Annotated in this window: 14 protein-coding genes; 5 read left to right on the forward strand and 9 right to left on the reverse strand. The window is 74.8% G+C overall.

The features are described 5' to 3' along the window. Positions 1-2: 2 nt before the first annotated feature. The gene (locus ACIP4Z_RS07645) at positions 3-836 is read right to left on the reverse strand and encodes a GAF and ANTAR domain-containing protein (RefSeq protein WP_401305765.1); all 834 of its coding nucleotides are present in this window, start codon (positions 834-836) and stop codon (positions 3-5) included. A gap of 373 nt (positions 837-1,209) precedes the next feature. Beyond that, positions 1,210-2,556 carry a PP2C family protein-serine/threonine phosphatase gene (locus tag ACIP4Z_RS07650; protein WP_401305767.1) on the reverse strand — a complete coding sequence of 449 codons (1,347 nt, stop codon included), beginning with the start codon at positions 2,554-2,556 and terminating at the stop codon, positions 1,210-1,212. A gap of 267 nt (positions 2,557-2,823) precedes the next feature. On the opposite strand from ACIP4Z_RS07650, the gene ACIP4Z_RS07655 reads away from it, so the two are divergent. Next, the gene (locus ACIP4Z_RS07655; protein WP_401305769.1) at positions 2,824-3,471 is read left to right on the forward strand and encodes a sigma factor; all 648 of its coding nucleotides are present in this window, start codon (positions 2,824-2,826) and stop codon (positions 3,469-3,471) included. 117 nt (positions 3,472-3,588) lie between these two features. On the opposite strand, the gene ACIP4Z_RS07660 is transcribed toward ACIP4Z_RS07655, so the two are convergent. From ACIP4Z_RS07660 to ACIP4Z_RS07670, 3 genes are all read right to left on the reverse strand, one after another. Next, entirely contained in the window at positions 3,589-4,470 is an 882-nt protein-coding gene (locus tag ACIP4Z_RS07660) for a SigB/SigF/SigG family RNA polymerase sigma factor (RefSeq protein ID WP_355340050.1), read from the reverse strand. A 47-nt stretch (positions 4,471-4,517) separates the two neighbouring features. After that, complete coding sequence (locus ACIP4Z_RS07665; RefSeq protein ID WP_401305771.1) at positions 4,518-4,934, reverse strand: STAS domain-containing protein; 417 nt, start codon at positions 4,932-4,934, stop codon at positions 4,518-4,520. 83 nt (positions 4,935-5,017) lie between these two features. After that, complete coding sequence (locus tag ACIP4Z_RS07670) at positions 5,018-7,792, reverse strand: AAA family ATPase (protein WP_401305773.1); 2,775 nt, start codon at positions 7,790-7,792, stop codon at positions 5,018-5,020. Between the two features lie 269 nt (positions 7,793-8,061). On the opposite strand from ACIP4Z_RS07670, the gene ACIP4Z_RS07675 reads away from it, so the two are divergent. Beyond that, positions 8,062-10,293, forward strand: coding sequence for an NB-ARC domain-containing protein (locus ACIP4Z_RS07675; protein WP_391158375.1), 2,232 nt, complete (start codon positions 8,062-8,064; stop codon positions 10,291-10,293). Between the two features lie 39 nt (positions 10,294-10,332). On the opposite strand, the gene ACIP4Z_RS07680 is transcribed toward ACIP4Z_RS07675, so the two are convergent. Continuing rightward, positions 10,333-11,031, reverse strand: coding sequence for an alpha/beta hydrolase (locus ACIP4Z_RS07680; RefSeq protein WP_355340061.1), 699 nt, complete (start codon positions 11,029-11,031; stop codon positions 10,333-10,335). A 335-nt stretch (positions 11,032-11,366) separates the two neighbouring features. Here ACIP4Z_RS07680 and ACIP4Z_RS07685 point away from each other — a divergent pair, with 335 nt between their 5' ends. Further along, positions 11,367-12,611, forward strand: a complete 1,245-nt coding sequence (locus ACIP4Z_RS07685; protein WP_401305776.1) for an acyltransferase family protein — start codon at positions 11,367-11,369, stop codon at positions 12,609-12,611. A gap of 78 nt (positions 12,612-12,689) precedes the next feature. Then, positions 12,690-13,526, forward strand: coding sequence for a helix-turn-helix transcriptional regulator (locus tag ACIP4Z_RS07690; protein ID WP_401305778.1), 837 nt, complete (start codon positions 12,690-12,692; stop codon positions 13,524-13,526). 22 nt (positions 13,527-13,548) lie between these two features. On the opposite strand, the gene ACIP4Z_RS07695 is transcribed toward ACIP4Z_RS07690, so the two are convergent. Then, positions 13,549-14,769 carry an MFS transporter gene (locus tag ACIP4Z_RS07695; RefSeq protein WP_401305780.1) on the reverse strand — a complete coding sequence of 407 codons (1,221 nt, stop codon included), beginning with the start codon at positions 14,767-14,769 and terminating at the stop codon, positions 13,549-13,551. A gap of 168 nt (positions 14,770-14,937) precedes the next feature. Beyond that, positions 14,938-16,344: an NAD(P)-binding domain-containing protein gene (locus ACIP4Z_RS07700; protein WP_401305782.1), complete on the reverse strand. Its 1,407-nt coding sequence runs from the start codon at positions 16,342-16,344 to the stop codon at positions 14,938-14,940. A 256-nt stretch (positions 16,345-16,600) separates the two neighbouring features. Between ACIP4Z_RS07700 and ACIP4Z_RS07705 the strand changes: the two genes are divergently transcribed. Then, on the forward strand, positions 16,601-16,969 hold the full coding sequence (locus ACIP4Z_RS07705) for an ArsR/SmtB family transcription factor (protein WP_401305784.1): 369 nt from the start codon (positions 16,601-16,603) through the stop codon (positions 16,967-16,969). 38 nt (positions 16,970-17,007) lie between these two features. Here ACIP4Z_RS07705 and ACIP4Z_RS07710 read toward each other — a convergent pair whose 3' ends face one another. After that, complete coding sequence (locus ACIP4Z_RS07710; protein ID WP_401305786.1) at positions 17,008-20,010, reverse strand: hypothetical protein; 3,003 nt, start codon at positions 20,008-20,010, stop codon at positions 17,008-17,010. Positions 20,011-20,013 lie beyond the last annotated feature (3 nt).

Below are 20,013 nucleotides of genomic sequence, written 5' to 3' on the forward strand. Positions count from 1 at the left end.
GATCAGTCCTCGTCTGCTGCGGGTGAAGGCGGGTTCGGATCGGGGCTCGGGCCGCGGCTCGGTTCGGTGCTCGTACCGGGGCTCTGATCGGTGCCCGGATCGTTGCTCGTACCTGGGCTCTGACCGGGGCTCGGGTCGGGGCCCATCCTCAGCCGTCTGGCCACGACGTCCCGGGCGACGTCGGCCAGAGGACGGTCGTTGCCGTACGCGTAGGCGCGCAGCCGCAGCAGCGCTTCCGCCAGCGGCACGGCGAGCTGGACGCTGACCATGCCGGTCGCCTGGTGCAGCACGGCCTGGTGCAGCGCGGGGGCGGGCAGAGCGGGATCGGAAGGCGCCCCGGGACGACCGGCCGACGGCGTCCACGCGTCCCCGAGGCCGAGGAAACGCCGGGTCAGCAGGCCCGCGAGGACACCCGCGTCACCGTCCTGTTCGGGGGTCAGGCGGCCGGGCGCGTCCCTGACCAGCGTCAGCACGCCCAGCGTGATCGCGCCGACGCGCAGCGCGAAACAGAACACCGCCCGTACGCTGAGCGCGGGCGTCTCCCGCAGCAGGGCGGGCCAGCGGCCGGCCGGCGTGAGCCCCAGGTCGGGGACGCGTACCGCGGTGCCGCCGACCAGGCAGTCGGGTCCCGGGCCCTGACCGACCGTGAGCTGGAGATCCTCGAAGGCGCGCGCTCCGGCACCGGAGGACCACAGGACCTCCGACGCGCCGGGCCGGCTGCCCGCGCTGATCGCGATGCCGTCCACGCCGAGCGTCTCGGCGACCTCACCGGCGACGTCCGGCCAGTCCGAGGTCTGGAGCGCCCGCAGGATCTCCGCCATGCGGTCGCTGATCACGCGGCACCGCTCGACGGCCGTCGTACGACCGGCGCCCCACGGGCAGGGGGAACCGCGTAGAGGTCGATCTCGCCCTCCCAGCAGACGGCCGCCCGGATGTCGCACCGGAACGGCATCATCGTACGCACACCCCCCACGCCTGCCCCGCGCTTCCCCGTACGCACGCCGCACACCCCGCCCCGCGCCCCGCGCTTCCCCGAACCCCGCCGCGGCCGGTCCACAGGCTGTGGACACCGCTGGGGAACGCCCGGCACGCCACCGCACGGAAACGTCACCGCACGGAAACGTCACCGCACGGGCACGTCACCACGGCGGCACGTCACCGCACCGGAAGGCGTACGCGTACGCGTACGCGGAACGAGACCCGGCCGGGTCAGGCGCGCGGCGGGACCCGCAGCGCGAGCAGCGCGGTGTCGTCGCTGGCCCAGCCGCCGTGGTAGTCGCTGAGCGTGTCGGCGATGTGCTCGATGGTCTCGGCGGCGCCCATGGCGTGGGTGTCGCCGAGGGTACGGGCGAGGGCGGCCTCGTCGAACATCGGCCGCCGCGGCCCCGCGCCGCGCGGGTCGGGCCGCGCCTCGCACGCGCCGTCGGTGTAGAGCAGCAGCAGGTCGCCGGGGGCCAGCCGGAAGCGGACGTTGGTCAGGCGTACGGGGTCGACCACGCCGAGGAGGGTGCCGGAGGCGCCAGTCTGCCGGACGCGGCCGTCGGCGCGGCGGATCAGAGCGGGCGGGTGTCCGGCCAGGCACAGCCGCCCCGACACCCCGGACCCGGTGGTACGGAAGGTGGTCTGGACGGCGGTCAGGAAGCGGGGGGCGCCCTGCGCGAGCATGGCGGTGTTCAGCCGGTCGAGCACCACCGCGGGCGACAGGTGCTCACCGGCGTCGGCGCGCAGCGTGTAGCGGGCCAGCGCGGTCACCTTGGCCGCCTCGGTGCCCTTGCCGCACACATCGCCCATGACCGCGGTCCACCACGCCCCGCGGGCCTGGAACAGGTCGTAGAAGTCGCCCACCACGCTGATGCCGCCGCTCGCCGGGATGTACAGCGCGGCGGTGTCCACGCCCGGCACCGGGCGCAGGGCCGGGGGCAGCAGGCTGTCCTGGAGGCTGCGGGCCAGTTCGCGGGAGGCGGCCAGCGCGCCCTGCGCGGTCGACAGCGCGTTCTCGGCGGTCTGGAGCGCGGTGTGCACGCGGTCGAGCGACATCCGCACGTTGATCTCGTTCGACACCGCGCGCGCCAGGACCGACATCGTCTCCAGCTCCTGCGGTGTCCACACCCGAGGGTTGGCGTCGATCACGCACATGGTGCCGATCGGCTGGCCGTCGGTGGTCACGATCGGGAATCCGGCCCACGCGCCCACGCTCCACGGCCCGATCGCCGGATGGCCCGCCGTCCGCGGGTCCTTCTCCGCGTCCTCCACCACGAACGGCCCGTTCTCACCGACGGCGAAGTAGCAGAAGCTGTCGCCCACCGCGTTCTGCCAGCTCTCCACGTCCCCGTAGGGCAGGTGCGGTACCGACTTCCAGTACGTACGGGACTCGCCGACGAAGGTGATCGCGGAGATCGCGGCACCGGTCACCGACACCGCCAGCCTGGTCAGATCGTCGAAGACCCGTTCCGGAGCGGAGCCGACCATGCCGCTGGCGTCGAGCGCCGCCAGCCGGTCGGGGTCGGACAGTACGGCCGGCAGCCCGTCCGCCCGTACGCCGCCCGGGTACTCCATCGCTCCCGCCACAACCTTGCCCGTTCCGTCAGACGGCGTTTTCGCGCGCCAGCCAACCACGCGTTCCGGCCCCTGTCAGCTTCCCGCCACAACGATCCGAACACCTGTCCCCGAACCAGTATGAGGGCCCGCCCCCCGGGTCGCGCGGGCGAACGGCGGGCCACGGCGCCGACGACCGCGTCCCGGCGGCTTTCGTGGGTGCGGTCCGCGGTGGCGTGGGAGCCTTGGCCGCGTATGGGAACGGTCTGCGAGGGAAGCTCACCATTTATGAACGGTACGGGTGGCGGTACGAGCGGCGGTACGGGTGGCAGCGCGGTCGGCGGTACGAGCGGCAGCGCGGTCGGCGGTACGGGTGGCGGCGATACGAGCGGTGACCCGGGTCAAGGCGCGGACGTGCGGGAACTCCTCATCCGCGCGGGCAAGGGCGACCGCGACGCCTTCGACCGGCTCTATCCGCTGCTGGCCCCCGCCGCCTACGGCCTGGCGCACTGCATGACGGGCGACGCGGCGCGGGCCGAGGAGCTGTCCCGCGAGGCGCTGGTCGACGTCTGGCGCACGGCGCCCCGCTTCGACCCCGCCCACGCCGACGCCCTGACCTGGGCGGTCACCCGCGTCCACCGAAGCCTGGTCGGCCTGCTCAGGTCCGGGCGGGACGCGGAGGCCGTACGGACCGACGTCGGCCCGACCCTGGACGCGATCCTCGGGCGGCTGCGGGAGATCCGCGCCGACCCGCGGGTACGGACGGACCTCAAGCGGCTGACGCCCCGGCAGCGCGAGGCGGTGGTCCTGGCGGGCCTCGGCGGACACGCCTGTCCCGCGACGGCCGTCGACCACGCCGATCCGGCGGCCACGAGACGGCCGGTCGATCTGCGCGACGGCCTGATCCGGCTGCGGGACTGGCTGCCCGGGCGCTGAGCCGGGCTGAGCCGGGCAGAGCCGAGCCGCGCACAGCTCGGCCGCCGAGCGGATCGCTGTCCGGTCGGCGGCCGTGGTGCTCTGAGTCGCGGGGCTGTCCTGCTGTCCGGTCGGCGGCTACTTGTCGGTGAGCATCCCGGCCCGCAGCTTGGCCAGGGTCCGGCTGAGCAGCCGGGACACGTGCATCTGGGAGTAGCCCAGCTCCGCGCCGATGTCGGCCTGGGTCAGCTCCTGGCCGAAGCGCATCCGCAGGATGCTGCGCTCGCGGTCGTCCAGCTTCGCCAGCAGCGGAGCCAGCGCCTGGAAGTCCTCGACGAGTTCCATCGCCGGGTCGGCCGCGCCGATGGTGTCGGCGTACGAGCGTCCGGCGTCCTCGCCGTCGTCACCGGCGGGCAGGTCGATGGAGCCCGCGGTGTAGCCGTTGGCGGCCACCAGGCCCTCGACGACCTCGTCCTCGGTGATCTCCAGGTAGGCGGCCAGCTCGGCGAGGGTCGGCGGCGCGTCCAGGACGGCGGTCAGGTGGTCGCGGGCCTTGGCCAGCTCGACCCGCAGCTCCTGGAGGCGGCGCGGTACGTGGACGGCCCAGGACGTGTCGCGGAAGAACCGCTTCATCTCGCCGACGATGTACGGGATGGCGAAGGTGGTGAACTCCGTCTCCCGCGACAGGTCGAACCGGTCTATCGCCTTGATCAGGCCGATCGTGCCGACCTGGACGATGTCCTCCCACTCCTGCGGGCCGCGGCTGCGGAACCTGCGGGCGGAGAAGCGGACGAGGGACATGTTCATCTCGATCAGCGTGCCGCGCGCGCGGCTGTACTCCTCGGTGCCCTCCTCCAGCGACTGGAGGCGGTCGAAGTACAGCTTCGACAGCTCGCGGGCGTCCTTCGGCGAGACCTTCGCCGGGTCCGCGACCTGCGGCACCTCACCCACGGCCGGAACGCTCCGGCCGACTCCGGTCGGCAGTGCGGTGGTTCCCGCGTCGTGCGTGATCGCCGTCATGTGTTCGCCCAACGTCGTCGGCTGTGACCCCAGGCACGTACCCCCTCTCACGCGTCGCACGCACGAAGACTCAGGAATTTCTTTTCCGTCCCCCACCCGTCACCCGCGGTCCCGCGCTCCGCCGTCCACGCCTCGACCGCCGCGTCCGCGCTCGGCGCCGCGGTGAAGACCTGGTCGAGTCCCGTGACGCGGAAGACCCGGTCGAACCGCTCGGGGACCGCGGCCAGGACGGTGTGGGCGTGGGCCTCTTCCGCCCGGTGGTGGGCGGCGAGCAGCGTGCTGAGACCGCTGGAGTCGATGAAGTCCAGCCCGCCCATGTCCACGACGAGCTGTCGGCCGGGCGCGAGGGTGAGGCGTTCGACGGCCTCGCGGACCTGCGGCGCGGTGGAGTAGTCGAGCGCTCCGGCGAGTGCGACGACCGCGCCCGCGGGGGTGGCGCGGACGTCGACGGTCAGGAGTCCCATGGCACTCCTCTCGCGGACTGGCCTCATACGTGAGGTAGTTCGGAGCCGAGGTGCCCGCGGATTGGTGTTCGTACGATAAAAGTTCAGGCGCGCCGCTCTTCCGTCCGGTCCAGCGCGTCCCGCAGCGCCGCCCGCGAGGTGATGCCCAACTTCGGGAAGAGCTGGTGGAGATGGGTCGAGACGGTCCGCGGCGACAGCAGTAGCCGCTCCCCGATCTGCTTGTTGGTCAGGCCGGTGGCGGCCAGCCGGGCGACCTCCCACTGCTGCGGTGTCAGGGCGGGGCCCTCGGGCGGGAAGCGCGCGGCAACCGGGATGCCGCAGGCGCGCAGCTCCTTGTTGGCCCGGTCCGCCCAGGGGCGGGCGCCGAGCCGTTCGAAGCCGGCCGCGGCGGCGCCGAGCAGGTGCCCGGCCCGGCCGGGTGCCTTGCTCCGGCGCAGGCGTTCACCCAGGTAGAGCTGGACGCGGGCGTGGTCGAAGGGCCAGCGCTCGGCGCCCTCGACGGCCAGCGCCTGGCCGAAACCCCGTACGGCCTCGTCGTCGCGGTCCGCCGTCAGCGCGGCCGACGCGAGCAGCACCATCGCCAACCGCGGTGACACCGCGTCCAGTCCGGCCTCGCGCGCGGCCCGTACGTGCGCGGCGGCCTCGTCCCGCCGCCCGGTCCGTACCGTCGCCTCGACCTGGTCGAGGACCGCCCACACCGCGTGCCCGGCGAACGGCGCGAAGGTCCCGGGCGGCGTGATCCGGGAGGCGTGGCGGTACGCCTCGTCGAAGTCGCCGAGCGACAGGGCGGTCAGCGTCCGCGCGTGGGCGGCGTAGCAGCCGACGGCGTAGCCCCTGCGGGAACCCGCCCACTGGTCCATCCGGTCCGCGAGCCGCCGGGCCCGCGCGTACTCGCCGCAGGCCGCGTGCAGGCAGGCGAGGACGAATGTGCCGGTCCAGGAGCGCAGCGGATAGGCCATCTCCTCGCACCACCGCAGACCCTGTTCCGCGACCTGCCGCGCCTCGGCCCACTGGCCGGTGAACCAGGCGTGGCTGCTCCACAGGAACGACGCCTGGATGGCGGGGAAGATGTTCTGCCCGTCCAGGCCGCCGCGGGCGGTGAGCCGCAGCGGCGCCTCCATCGCGTGCAGGCGGTCGCCGTACGCGGCGGCGGTGGCGATCCGGACGATCCGCACCGGGTCCGCCGTGCCGGGCAGGGTCCGGATCGCGGTGTCGAGCCGCGCCCAGTCGGCCGGGCGGGCGCGGGCCGGGTCGCCGAAGGTGGTCCGCAGCAGGTACAGGGTGTCGGGGACGGCGGCGCACTTCGCCAGCGCCGCGTCGAGCTCCGACCACAGCTCGCGCCGGCCGCCGTGCACGCACACCATCAGCAGCGTGGTCAGGGCCTCCACGAGCGTGGCGTCCGTGAGGTCGTACGGCTCGGGCTGGAGCGCGACGGCGCCGGACAGCAGGCGGTGCGCGGTGTCGATGTCCCCGTAGCTGTTGAGCAGGTACAGCGCGGCGGCCACCGCGACGGCCGGGGAGTCCGCGTCCGGCGACGCCTGCCGCGCGTCGTGCAGGAGGCGCGGTACGTCGCGTACGTCGCCGGTGAGATTCGCGCCGACGTACGCCGCCTTGGCCAGCCGCCGGGCGTACGCGTCGCCCGCGGGGCTCAGCTCGGCCGAACGGACCAGCGCGGCAACGGCGTTGGGCCCGTCGCCGCGGCGTGTGCCGACGTCGGCGGCCTCCTCCAGGAGCGCGGCGATCGACTCGTCCGGCTCGTCGGCGGCCTGGGCCAGGTGCCAGGCGCGCCGTTCGGGGACCGCGGCCCACGCCGCCGCGAGCGCGCGGTGGACGCCCCGGCGCTGGTCGCTGGTCGACAGCTCCACGACGGCGGAGCGGATGAGGGAGTGCCGGAAGTGCACGCGCCCCATGTCGTCGTCCACGCGCACGAGTCGCAGGCGCTCCGCCGGGGCCAGGTGCTTCGGATCGCACCGGCCGGCCACCGCGCGGCGCACGATCATCATGGTGCCGCTGCCCTCCAGCGCGGCGACGAGCAGCAGGTGCCGGGTGGCCGGTGGCAGCGTCCTGATGCGCGAGGCGAAGGTCGACTGGAGCCGCTGCGGCAGCGGCAGCCGCTTGGGCAGGGCCTGGGAGGCGCGCCGCTGGGGCTCGGTCAGGGCGGCGGGCAGCTCCAGCAGCGCCAGGGGGTTGCCCTCGGCCTCGGCGATCACGCGCCGCCGCACCCGCGAGGCGAGCGTCGGGAAGCGGCGGCGCAGCAGCTCGTCGGCGGCGGCCTCCGGGAGCGGCCCCAACTCGTGCAGGGGAAGGCCGTTGTGGTCGAAGAAGCTCTCCTCGCCGAGCCTGACCGCGCACACCAGACCGGTGGCCGTGCCCGGCAGGCGACGGGCGACGTGCCCCAGGACGACGGCACTCGACCGGTCAAGCCACTGCGCGTCGTCCAGCACCAGCAGGGCGGGGCGGTCGCGGGACAGCGCGGCGGCCAGCGCCGCCGCGGCCTCCACGACCGCCCGGTGGCCGGGTGCCGCGTCGTGCTCCAGGCCCAGGACACCGGCCAGGGGCGGCAGTTCGGCGGCGCGGGCGCGGACCTCGGGCACCGACGTCAGCAACTGCCGCAGCGCGCCGTAACTCAACTGCGCCCGGTACTGCACACCGTCCGCGCGCAGCACCCGCATCCCGGCGGCCTCGGCGCTCCCGGCGACGGCGGCGAGCAGCGCCGACTTGCCGACGCCCGGCTCGCCCACCAGCGCCAACGACCCTCCGCGGCGCGGGACTTCGGCCAGGAACGCGCCGAGCCTGCCGAGGTCGGCGTCCCTGCCGACCAGCAGCCCGTCCCTCGCGTCGCCGGCTCCGTCGCTCATCACTGCCCCCTGCCGCGCCCCGGCCGACCGCCGTCACCCGACTACGTCATATGACGGAATCGGGCAGGCCCGCCAGGCTCCTAGTGTGCATCCCACGACCTCGTCCGTCCGAGGGAACCGGCAGGTGGCGGGGGAAACCCGCCGGGTGACGGGGAGCACGCGGAACGCCGCACCCTCGGACGACGCCGGCCGGCGGCCGGGGAGGGACACCTCGGCTCCGCAGCTGAGGGGAGTGGTGCGCCATCACCGGACGTACGGGTTTCGGCGAGGTGCTGCGCGGCCATCGCCGCGCGGCGCGGCTGACCCTCGAGCGACTGGCCGAGGCGTCCGGTGTCAGTGCCCGGACGCTGTCGGACATGGAGCGCGGCCGGAGCCGCGGGCCCCAGCAGCGGACCGTGACCGCGCTGGCCGACGCGCTCGCCCTGGAAGGCGCCGCGCGCGCGGAGTTGCTCGACCTGGCGCGGGACGGCCGCCTGCGCGGCCACTGGACGCGTCCGAGCGGCCTGTGCGAACTGCCGGGCGCCGTACCGGACTTCACCGGCCGCGCCGCCGAACTGGTCTGGATGAGCGAGCTGGTGTACGCCGAGAGCGCGCCGGGCGTCGGGGTGGTCGGTCTCGTCACCGGCGCCGCGGGTCTGGGCAAGACCACCTTCGCCGTCCGGGCCGCCCACGCCGTACGGCCGAGCTTCCCCGAAGGGGTGTACTTCCTGGACCTGCTCGGCATGTCGCAGCGGCCCGTGACCGCGGACGAGGCGCTGCGGCACGTCCTGCGCGCGCTGGGCGTCGGCGACCAGGACATCCCGGCCGCCACCGAGGGCCGCGCCTCCCTGTACCGGTCGGTCCTGCGCGACCGGCGCGTCCTGGTCGTCCTCGACAACGCCGCGTCGGAGGAGCAGGTGCGCCCGCTGCTCCCGGCCGGGGGAGCGGGCCGGGCCATGATCACCACCCGGCGGCTGCTGGCAGGACTCGAAGGCGTCCGCAGGCTGGTGCTCGGCCCGCTGCCGCTCCCGGAGGCCACGCACCTGCTGACCGGGATCATCGGCGAACGCGCGGCCACCGACGAGGAGTCCGACCTGACCAGGCTCGCCGAGCTGTGCGGCGGTCTCCCGCTCGCACTGCGGATCATCGGGAACCGGCTTGCCAGCAGGCCCGGTTGGGCGGCCGGTGAACTCGCCGCCCGGCTCGCGGACGAGGAGCGGCGGCTGGACCAGCTCACGGCCGGTGACCTCAAGATCGCCAACGCCTTCGGGATGTCGTACGAACAACTCGCCGCGCCCGCAAGGGCGTTGTTCCGGCGGCTGGCCGCCGTGCCGGGGCCGGACGTCGACGCGGACCTGGCGGCCGTCGCGGGCCGGATGCCGGTCAAGGAGACCTGGGACGCGCTCGACGACCTCGTCGACCTCGGCCTGCTCCAGGACAGCACCGCCGGGCGCTACCGCTTCCACGACCTGGTCCGCCTCTTCGCGCGCGAGCGGCTGCGGGAGGAGGAGAGCCCGGCGCGGCGCGCGGAGTTGGCGGACCGGGTGACGGCCTGGCTGCTGCGGACGGCCACCCTGGCCGGGCGGTGGTTCGAACCCGGCTACGGCCGTCCCGACCGGCCCGACCCCGAACTGCCGAGCCTGGCCTCGGAAGAAGAGGCCGAACGCTGGCTGCGGGCGAACGTGGACAACTGGCTCGGCGCGATGCGGGCCGCCGCGGCCCGCGGCCGGTACGCGCCCGTGCTGGACTGCGCCGAGTCCATGCACTGGTTCTCCGACCGGTGGGCGCACGGCCCGCACTGGCGCGAGGTGTTCACGCTCGGCGCCGAGGCCGCCGCGGCCCTCGGCGACCTGGCCCAGCAGGCGGCCCAGCTCAACTATCTGGCCTGGGTCCACTGGGTGCCGTCCCGCGACCCGCGGGCGGTGCTGCGGTACGCGCGTGAGGCGCTGGAGCTGGCCGAACGCGGCGGCGCCACCGCGCAGATCGCCTGGTCCCACCAGTACGCCGCCGGGGCGGCGCGCCTGCTCGGCCGCCCCGGCGAGGCGATCGCGTCCGCGTCCCGGGCGGCGGAGACGTTCCGGGCCCTCGGCGACATGGACTCCTATGTGCAGTCCCTCGCCTCGATCGGCAACTCGCTGCGGGAGGAGGGCCGTTACACCGAGGCGCTGCGGCAGTTCCGTACCGCTCTCGCCGTCATCGACGACGAGGAGCCGCGGATGGCGCCGACCGTCGTGGCGCACTGCCGCCCGCTGGGCCTGATCCGCATCGGCCAGTGCCTGGGGCACCTCGGCCGCCGTCCTGAGGCGATCGCCGCGCTCACCGCGGCGATCGCCTCCCTGGACGCGCAGCGCCTGACCGGCTTCCGGCTCGCCGAGGGACTGGAGACGCTGGGCGCCCTGCTGGCCGACGAGGGCAGGACCGACGGGAGCCGGCGCGCCTACGCACGGGCCGCCGAGGTGTTCGCGGAGGTCGGGGACACGGAGGCGGCCGACCGCTGCCGCCCGCTGTCCGCGCAGCCCTGACCCGCCTCACGGCGGGCCGGGCGGCGGGGCGGGCCGGGGTCAGAAGCCGCCGTTGGCGCCCTGGGCGGCCTGCGCGATGACGGCGGCCACGACGGCGGGCCGGGACACGTACACGGCGTGGCTGCCGGGCGTCTCGGAGACGGTGGCCTTGGCCCGCTCGGACATGGCGCGCTGCGCGGGCGGCGGGATCATCCGGTCGTCGGTCGCGACCAGGTACCACGACGGCTTCGTCCGCCACGCGGGCTCGGAGACCGTACCGGCCAGGGCCTCCACGCCCCACGGGACCTGCGCGTCGGCCATGAAGGCGGCCACGTTCGCGGGCACGTCGGCCGCGAAGGACGCCGCGAACTTCTCCCGGTCGAGGAAGAGGAACCCGTCCTGCGGCGGCAGGATCGGCGGCACCGGCGCACCGGGCGGCGGGTCGGCGATCAGCGTGTTGACGGACTCACCCGCGTCCGGCGCGAAGGCCGTGATGTACGCGAGCGCGGCCACGTTGGGGTGGTTGCCCGCCTCGGTGATGACGGCGCCGCCGTACGAGTGCCCCACGAGCACCGCGGGACCGTCCAGACCGTCCAGCACCCGCCGCGTGACCGCCACGTCGTCGGCGAGCGACAGCGTCGGATTCTGCACGACCGCCACCCGGTAGCCGTCGGCCGTCAGATGGTCGTACACCCCCTGCCAGCCCGCCCCGTCCACGAATCCGCCGTGCACCAGCACGACATTCCCGATCGCCGTCATGACCTCTCCTGACCTGGTGGTCCGCGGCCCCGACGGCCGCTGCCCCACCGCCGAGTCAAGTCCTCGGCACCGGCCGGGACCACGCAGAACAGCACGCAGAAGTACGGCGGCGCGGGTGTCGGCCGAGGGGCCCTGATGCAGCCGGGGTGAATTTCATACGGTCATCTCCTTGCGGGCTGCCCAGCGCTGGACGACAACCTGCTGAACCGTTCCCGATCCCGGCCCGCGGGCCTGGTTTCGCGCCGAGCGACCGCCCTACGTTGAAGTGCTCCGGAGCGCGCGACAGAGCGCGGACGGAAGCCCTGACCACGGACCCGAACTGGCGGAATCAGCACATGAGGCATGCGGGCGGCGGCTCCGGCGACGACTGGCCGGGGGGCCGCGGCGGCCCGGCGGGCGGCGGCGGCCCGGCGGCCGGCGGGGTGCTGCGGACCGAGGAACGCCCCGCCGCCGAGGCGCTGCCCGCGCCGGGACCCCTGGCCGCACCGGCCCCGCCCGCGCGCCGCCCGCGGCTGTACGTGATCGACGCGCTGCGGCTGTGCGCCGCGCTGATGGTCGCGCTCCACCACTACGTGGGCACCAACCGCGTGAACCAGCCGCACAATCCGGTCTGGGACCGCCCGGCCTCCCACGTCTTCCCGGCCGTCTTCCGCGTGTCGTCCTACGGCTGGATCGGCGTCGAGATCTTCTTCGTCATCAGCGGATTCGTGATCTGCATGTCGTGCTGGGGGCGCGGACCGCGGGACTTCTTCGTCTCCCGGGTGATCCGGCTCTACCCCGCGTACTGGTTCGGCGTGCTGTTCACCGCCGCCGTGCTCACGCTGTGGCCCGCGGTCTTCAAGGCGCCCGCCTCCGCGCGCGACACGCTCTTCAACCTCTCGATGCTGCAACAGGGTTCGCGCATCGCCGACGTCGACGGCGTCTACTGGACCCTCTGGTCGGAGCTGCGCTTCTACCTGATCTTCCTGCTCGTCGTGGCCACCGGTCTGACCTACCGCAAGGTCGTCGTCTTCTGCTGCGTGTGGGGCGTCGCCGCCGCCCTCGCCCCCGTCGCCGGGACGCCCGCGCTGACGCTGCTCGCCAACCCGGACGCCGCCTGGTACTTCATCGCGGGCCTCGCCCTGTACCTGATGCACCGCTTCGGCCAGGACCTGCTGCTGTGGGGCATCCTCGGGATGTCCTGGCTGATGGCCCAGAGCGAGATCGCCCAGCGCGTCGACACCGTCGAGCACGTCTCCAGTTGGCGCGGCGCGCTCCTGCTCTACACCGTCTTCCTGCTCTTCATGGTCGGCGTCGCCGTCGGTCTCACCGACCGCCTCCAGTGGAGGTGGCTCGCCACCGCGGGCTCCCTGACCTACCCCTTCTACCTGGTCCACTACGCCGCGGGCACCACCGCCATCCACTACCTGCGCGACCGCGCCGACCCGCGCCTGCTGGTCGCCGCGCTCATCGGCGCGATGCTGCTGCTGAGCTACCTCGTGCACCGGCTGGTGGAACGCCCGCTGTCCACGCTCCTCAAGCGCGGCCTCACCCGCTCCTTCGCCCGCCTCGGACCGCCGCCGGTCCGCCGGACCCCGTAGCCGTACCGGTCCGCCGGACCCCGTAGCCGTACCGGGCCGCCGAGGAATAGGGCGGGCGGCCCGAGCGCTTGCCGGTGCATGACGCTGGTGGATGGGTCGGCCGCGCCCCTCGGCGGTGTGCGCGGTGTGCCGACGTGGGACATGGTGGCCGTGACGGTCCGCCGACTGGGCCCGGGAGAGCGGCTGGACGGCGGCGACGGCGCGATCTGGGCGCTGGTCCTGGACGGCGACGCGCGGCTGGAGACGGCGGCGGGCGCCGAGGCGCTGTGTGCCGGGGACGCCTTCCACGTGGACGCCAGGACCACGTACCGGCTCGTCGCGCCGACCCGCGCGGAGGTGGCCGTCGGCACTCTGCGGGCGGTGCCGCCGATGCCGAGCCCGCTGGTGGCGCGGGACTTCGCGGGGCGCAACCGCGGCATCGTGGAGCTGGTGCGGATGTGCCCGCTGGACCCGAGGCACGGGCATCCGCTCTTCGCCGCGAGCTACGGCGGGCTGATCCAGGCCGCCATGGTGCAGGCCGTCGAGGAGAGCGCGCGGCAGCGGTCGGACCCGCGCCTGACCGCGCTGGTGTCGGCGCTCGACGCGCATCCCGGGCGGGCCTGGACGGTGGACAGCATGGCGCGCTTCGCGCACCTGTCCCGCTCGTCCCTGAGCGAGCGCTTCCGCCGCGAGCTGGGCCGCAGCCCCGCGCAGGTGCTCCGCGAGGTACGCATGCGGCACGCCCGCGAACTCCTCGCCGGTACGGACAAGCCGGTCGAACGGATCGCCCTCACCGTGGGCTACGGCTCCGCCGCCGCCTTCAGCCGCGCCTTCTCCGCCGACCACGGCCGATCGCCCCAGTCCTGGCGCTCCCACCCGGGGTCCGGGCGGCCCCCCGAAGCCGATGCCGTCTGCGGCGGCGGGTCCGTGGAGTAGCGGGGGGCCGCGTACCGGCTGTTCAGGCCCGGGGCCTGGCGAGGAGGCCGAAGCCGATGCTGCCCGCGAGTGCGGCGGCGGCTCCGACCAGGAGGGCGCCGCGTACGCCGCCGTTGTCGACCACGGCGCCGCCGATCGCGGAGCCGGCCGTGATGGCCACCTGGAAGGCGGTCACCTGCAAGGAGAGGGCGGATTCGACGCGCTTCGGCTCGGCGCGGGTGACCCACAACTGGGTGGCGACCGGGACCATGTTGAAGCCGAAGCCCCAGACGACGATCGCCACGACCGCGACGGGGAGCCCGGAGGTCGTGCCCAGCACGAGCAGGCTCGCGCCGAGCAGGACGGGCGCGACGACGACGGCGAGCCCGAGGCGCCGGGAGAGCGCTCCGGCGGCGAGGTTGCCCGCGAGGCCGCCCACACCCCAGCCGAGCAGCAGCCAGACCGTCGTACCCGAGGTGACCCGTTCGATCGCGAGCCGGATGTACGGGTAGGCGGCGAAGTTGCCGAAGGCCAGCAGCACGATGCAGCCCACCCCGGCCATCAGCCGCCGGTTGGCCAGCGCCTGCCGGAGCATGCCGAGCCCCGCCCCCGGCTGGGCGGGCACCGGCGGCAGCGTCGCCACCACGGCGGCCAGCGCCAGCAGGCTCAGGCCCGCGGCTGCCCAGAACACCGGCCGCCAGCCCACCGCGTCGCCGAGGACCGAGGAGAGCGGTACGCCGACGATGGTGGCCGCGCTCACGCCCAGCGCCAGGCTGGTGGACACGACGTGGTCGCGCCCCGGCGCCGCGCTCGTCCCCGCCCCGAGCGCGAACGACCAGAAGCCCGCGATGGCCACGCCCAGCAGCAGGCGGCCCGCGAGCAGCAGCGGGAAGTTCGGCGTCACCGACACCACCGCGTTGGACAGCACGGCGGCGGCGAGCAGGCCGATCAGTACGGTCCTGCGGTCGGTGCGCGGCAGCAGCACGGCGATGGTGGGCGCGGTGAGCGCGCCCGCGATCGCCGTGGCCGCGACGGCCAGCCCCGCCGTGCCCTCGCTGACGCCGACGTCCGACGCCATGGCGGGCAGCACGCTCGCGGGCAGGAATTCGCTGCCGACCAGGGCCCCGATCCCCAGCGTGAGCGCCGCGACCGGGGCCCAGGAGGCCGCGCCGGGTCCGCCGCCCGCGGCGGCCTCCACGGACGGGTCGTCCGTGCCGCGGACCGCCGCAGGCTCGGTACTGGTCGCATAGCTCTCTGAGGTCATGCGCCCAGTCTCACGGGCGCGGCCCGCCGCGGCTTGACCGTTCGGCCGCACTCCTTGATGGCGCGGCCGGACCCCCGCGACCGGAACCCGCGGCCGGACGTGTGGCTGGACCCGCGACCGGACCCCGCGCCCGGACCCCCCCGTGGCCCGACCCGTGGCGCGGCCCGCTCAGCAGCAGCCCGCCGGGCCCTCCTGCGCCACTGCCGCCGGTGCCCCGACGCCGAGCTGGACGAGTCGCGGCGTCGGGGCGCAACAGCCGCCGCCCTGACCGGCGTTGGCGTTGGCGTCGGCGTCGATGTCGGCTTCGTCGTAGAGGCCCGCGCCGCCGCAGACTCCGGTGTCGGGGAGGGTGAGTTCGACGCGGTCGGCGGCTTCGAGGTCTCCGGCGACGGCGGCGGCCACCGAGCGGACCTGCTCGTAACCGGTCATGGCGAGGAAGGTGGGCGCGCGGCCGTAGGACTTCATGCCGACGAGGTAGACGCCGCTCTCGGGGTGGGCCAGTTCGCGGTGCCCGTGGGGGTAGATCGTGCCGCAGGAGTGCTGGTTGGGGTCGATGAGCGGGGCGAGCGCGACCGGGGCCTGGAGGCGTTCGTCCAGGCCGAGGCGGAGTTCGGACAGGAACGACAGGTCGGGGCGCAGGCCGGTGAGCACGACGACCTCGTCCACCGGGTCCAGGCGGCGGCCGTCGTCGCCGACCAGGACGACGCGGCCGTCGGCGGCGCGCTCGACGGCGTCGGTGCGGAAACCGGTGACGGCGTCCGCGTGCCCGTCGTCCACGGCGGCCTTCGCGGCGAGGCCGAGGGCGCCGCGCGCGGGGAGCTGGTCGGCGGTCCCGCCGCCGAAGGTCGAGCCGGACAGGCCGCGGCGCAGCACCCACACCGCGTGCGTGCCCGTACCGCCGTCGGCCTCGGCCAGGTCGGCCAGTGCGGCGAGCGCGGTGAAGGCGGAGGCGCCGGAGCCGATGACGGCGGTGCGTTTCCCCGCGTAACGGGCCCGTACGGAAGGGTCGTCGAGGTCCGGTACGCGGTAGGCGATACGGTCGCGCGCCGCGCGCTCGCCGAGGGCCGGGAGCCCGTTGGCGCCCGCGGGGGAGGGCAGGGTCCAGGTGCCGGAGGCGTCGATGACGGCGGAGGCGAGGACGCGTTCCTCACGTCCGTCGGCGAGGACGTAGTCGACGGTGAAGGGCTGCCGCTCGCGGTCGGCGTCCACGATCCGGTCCCGGCCGACGCGGGACACGCCGGTCACCGTGGCGCCGTAGCGGACGGCGTCGCCGAGGACGTCGGCGAGCGGCTGGAGGTAGCGCTCGGCCCAGTCGCCGCCGGTCGGGTACGCCGCCGGGTCGGGCCTGGTCCAGCCGGTGGGGGCGAGCAGCTCCTCGGCGGCGGGGTCGGTCAGCTCGGCCCAGGTGGAGAAGAGCCGTACGTGCGCCCAGCCGCGTACGGCGTGGGCGGCGCGTGGCCCGGTCTCCAGCACCAGGACGGCCTGACCGCGCGCGGTCAGGTGGGCGGCGGCGGCGAGGCCGGTCGGACCGGCTCCGATCACGACGGCGGGCGGGGCGGTGGTGGACGCGCTCACGGTGCTTCCCCTCTGAGGTCTCTGGCTCCCGGAGTCCCGGACGCTCGGGAGTTCCGGAGTTCCGGAGTTCCGGAGTTCCGGAGTCCCGGACGCTCGGGAGTCTCGGACGCCCGGACTCTCTGATTCGACATCTGTCGATGTCCTGTGCCGCCAGCGTGGCACCTGAATCGATGACCGTCAAATTAGATGTCCGTCGAATCCGTCGCTCCCGACGTCCGGGCCGCCGCCCTGATTCGACATGTGTCAACATAGACGCATGTCGAAAACCGAGCCGCTCCCCGCGCCTGCGGCGGACACCGCGCCCTGCTGCCCGCCGCTGAGCGAGCGCGCCCTGACGGCCGAGGAGGCCGAGCGGACCGCGGCGATGTTCAAGGCGCTCGGCGACCCCGTACGGCTGCGGCTCTTCTCGCTCATCGCCTCGCACGACGGCGGCGAGGCGTGCGTGTGCGACATCTCCGACGTCGGCGTCTCCCAGCCCACGGTCTCCCACCACCTCAAGAAGCTCCGCGAGGCCGGACTGCTCACCTCCGAGCGGCGCGGGACCTGGGTCTACTACAAAATCGCGCCGTCCGTCGTGGCGGGCATGGGCAGTCTCCTCGGCCCGCCCGGTGCCACGCGCCGGTAAGCGCTACGGCCGCGGCCCGCGCCGGGCCGCAGCGGCGGTCAGACGACGATGGAGGTCAGGGCGGCCCACAGCAGGGGCGAGTGCTCGACACGGCCGGTGGCACGCCAGCGGCTGAGCCGTTCGCGCTGCCAGCCGGTGAAGTGGCGTACGGGGTCCGGGTCTTCGTGGGCGGCGTCCACGGCGAGGACCGCGTCGGTCAGGGGACGTACGGCCTCCGGCAGGCCGCCGAGGCGGTGGAAGGCGAAGCTGGTCGGGAGCGGCCAGCGCGCGGCGGTGACCAGCTCCGCGCCGTTGTGGAGCATCGCGGTCGCCAGCCCGAACGACTCGGCGAAGCGCAGGTCGCCGCCGCTCTCGCAGCCGATGAGGGCGACGCGCGGCGGCGCGGGCCAGATGCGGGCGCCCGGCTCGCCGTCCGCGCGCAGGGGGAGCGTGCCGAGCAGCAGGTCCTTGGCGGACAGCGGCCGGTGGGTGCGGACCGGCTCGGCGAGGCCGTCGGTGCCGGGCCCGCAGCACAGATGCAGGGTGCCGTCCTCGCTCTGGCCGCCCTCGACCGGCGCGCCGCTCACGTGCCCGACGTACATCAGCCGCCGTGGCCGCTTCCGCAGCGCCCCGCTCAGCCAGTCCCGGTCGAGGTCGGTACGGCGGAACGCCTCGGCGGGCGCGGCCACGGACGGTACGACCGCGCCCGCGTCGAGGCGGCGCCGGACGAGGGACAGCAACTCCGGGTCGGAGCCGGGCGGTCCGAGGACCGAGCCGAGCGGGGAGTCGGCCCGGAAGCCGGGCACGCGGGGGTCGAGGACGAGGACGACGGCGCCGGTTTCGCCGTGGGGCACGGCGACGGCGTCGGCCTCCCGAGCGTCGGCGCCCGCGTCGGTGACCCGCGTCCGCCGCAACGACGCCGGTGCGGTCGTCACGACGTCCGCCAGCTCGATGAGCCGTACGTCGCCGGTGTCGTCGACGGCCAGCAGTTCCCAGGGGACCTGTGCCACCCTCGGCGACGGCTGGATACGGATCAGCGGACGGCCCGCCCGCGCCGCGACCTGCCGGATCTGCTCCGTCAGCCCCTCGGGCCACAGCGCCCGGGCCAGCTCCCGCGCGAGCCGGTGCTCGGCCTCGCAGTCGGTCAGCGCGCCCGTGGCGAAGGCGCGCCGCATTCCCTCCGCCCCGTCGCCCGCCCCCGGTAGCGCGGCGGCCAACGCGCCCACCGCGCGGTCGACTTCGTCGGCGGGCCCGTGGCCCGTGCCGAAACCGCGCACTCCGCCGGCCCACGTCCAGGCCATGAACAGGTCGTCGGCGTCGGCCAGCCGGATCTGGACCACCGGGCGGGCCGTGAGGTCGTCGGTGACCCAGAACGGCACCTCCTCCTCGTCCACGATCCGCCGCTGATAGCGGAACTCGGCCGCGGCGACGTACTCCTGGAGCGCGACGCGGCCGGACTCCGCCGACATCCGCACCTTCGGCGGCGGCGCGACGCGCAGTCCCGCGGAGGCGGCGGCGTCCGCCGCCACACCGCCGAGCGTGGGCGCGGAGCCGTCGCGCCCGCCGGGCCCGTAGACCTTCACGGCCGCGCCGGGGAAGACGGCGGGCCCGGCGGCCCCGGTGCGCGTGGCCGACACCGTCGTACGGTCCAGGGCCAGGGAGGCGCCCGCGCAGCGGTGCTCCACCAGCTCGAACAGGAGCCCCTGGTCCTGGCGTCGTACGGCGAGCCGGAAGGCCAACGCCATGGCATCGTCGGCGAGTTGGAGCCACTGGCTGCGGGCGTGGGCGGTGGCGAAGTCGTAGCGCGCGGCCTCCAGGGCGAGTGCGGCGGGAAGCGCGAGGGAGAGCGCGGTGCCGACGGACTCCGGCTCGCGGGCGCCGTGGTCCGCGACGTTCAGATTGTGCTCCAGGGTCTTCGCGAGCAGGAGGTCGACCTGCGCGCACCGCTCGTACACCTCCCGCGCCTGGTACGCGTCGCGGGCCTGCTGGGCCAGCCGCTTCATCTCGGTGATGTCGCCCCGGTCGTACGCCTGTTGGGCGCCCAGCAGCATGGTGTCGGCGGCGGCGATGACGGCGCCGAGGCGTTCGAAGCGGGCCAGGCTCGACTCCAGCAGGCCGGCGGCGCGGGTGGCGTCGCCCCGCAGACCGGCGAGGTACCCGCGGGCCTGTTCGCAGACCGCCAGGTCACCGAAGCGCTCCTGTTGGGCGAAGACCGCCGCCGCCTCGGCGAACAGCCGCTCCGCGAGGTCCGGTTCGCCCCGGTGCATCGCGGTGTACGCGCGGTGGACGACCAGCGTTTGCTGCTCGCCGACGTCCCCCAGCGCGCGGAAACCGTCCTCGGCGCGGGTGAAGTAGTCCTCGGCCAGGTCGTACCGCCCGGTCGACGAGCAGATCAGACCGAGGGCGGTCAGGAGGCGGGGCACGGTTTCCAGTACGGGACGTGCGGCGGCCTGCGCTCCGGGTTCCACACCGGGTTCCGCCACGGTCTCCGGCATCGTGGACAGCAGGGCCGAGGCGTGCTCCTCGGCTCTTCCCCACTCGCCGCGCTCCATCAGCAAGTGGACCCGGTTCAGGCCGAGTTCGGACGCGCGCAGCCCCTCGACGTCCTCGAATTCGGGCAGCCGGAGCGCCGCTTCGTCCAGAGACGCCAGCGCCTCGTCCAGGCGCCCGGACCTGCGCAGCAGGTCGGCCCCGCAGAGCAGCGTCTTCAGCAGCACCTCCAGCCACAGTTGACGGCCGCGCGGTCCCATCGGCTCGGACGCGATGCCGTCCAGAAGGCGGCGGGACCGTTCGACGGCGTCCTCCGCACCGGTCAGGTCGGTGGCGGTGAGCCGGACGCTCGCGAGGTCGGAGAGCAGATGCGCCCGGAGGAAGCGCACGTCGGGCGAGTCCTCGACCGACTCGGCCAGCGCGAGCAGTTGCTCGTACACGGCGGACGCGGCCCCGTGATCCGCCGCCAGCTGGTGCTCCTGCGCCAGCGCGAAGCCGGAGTCGAACGGCTCCCCGTAGAGCTGTATCACCTCCGCGTCCGGCCCGGCGCTCCCCTCGTCACCTGTCGTCATGCG

Origin of the sequence: Streptomyces sp. NPDC088910, assembly GCF_044749865.1 — a bacterium.
Classification (GTDB): domain Bacteria; phylum Actinomycetota; class Actinomycetes; order Streptomycetales; family Streptomycetaceae; genus Actinacidiphila.

Bases quoted from the DNA above. Each gene is read 5' to 3' on its own strand.
- ACIP4Z_RS07685 (WP_401305776.1), top strand. From the start codon at position 11,367: ATGAGGCATGCGGGCGGCGGCTCCGGCGACGACTGGCCGGGGGGCCGC.
- ACIP4Z_RS07690 (WP_401305778.1), top strand. From the start codon at position 12,690: ATGACGCTGGTGGATGGGTCGGCCGCGCCCCTCGGCGGTGTGCGCGGT.
- ACIP4Z_RS07710 (WP_401305786.1), bottom strand. From the start codon at position 20,010: ATGACGACAGGTGACGAGGGGAGCGCCGGGCCGGACGCGGAGGTGATA.
- ACIP4Z_RS07660 (WP_355340050.1), bottom strand. From the start codon at position 4,470: ATGACGGCGATCACGCACGACGCGGGAACCACCGCACTGCCGACCGGA.
- ACIP4Z_RS07705 (WP_401305784.1), top strand. From the start codon at position 16,601: ATGTCGAAAACCGAGCCGCTCCCCGCGCCTGCGGCGGACACCGCGCCC.
- ACIP4Z_RS07670 (WP_401305773.1), bottom strand. From the start codon at position 7,792: ATGAGCGACGGAGCCGGCGACGCGAGGGACGGGCTGCTGGTCGGCAGG.
- ACIP4Z_RS07650 (WP_401305767.1), bottom strand. From the start codon at position 2,556: ATGGAGTACCCGGGCGGCGTACGGGCGGACGGGCTGCCGGCCGTACTG.
- ACIP4Z_RS07665 (WP_401305771.1), bottom strand. From the start codon at position 4,934: ATGGGACTCCTGACCGTCGACGTCCGCGCCACCCCCGCGGGCGCGGTC.
- ACIP4Z_RS07655 (WP_401305769.1), top strand. From the start codon at position 2,824: ATGAACGGTACGGGTGGCGGTACGAGCGGCGGTACGGGTGGCAGCGCG.
- ACIP4Z_RS07695 (WP_401305780.1), bottom strand. From the start codon at position 14,769: ATGACCTCAGAGAGCTATGCGACCAGTACCGAGCCTGCGGCGGTCCGC.
- ACIP4Z_RS07680 (WP_355340061.1), bottom strand. From the start codon at position 11,031: ATGACGGCGATCGGGAATGTCGTGCTGGTGCACGGCGGATTCGTGGAC.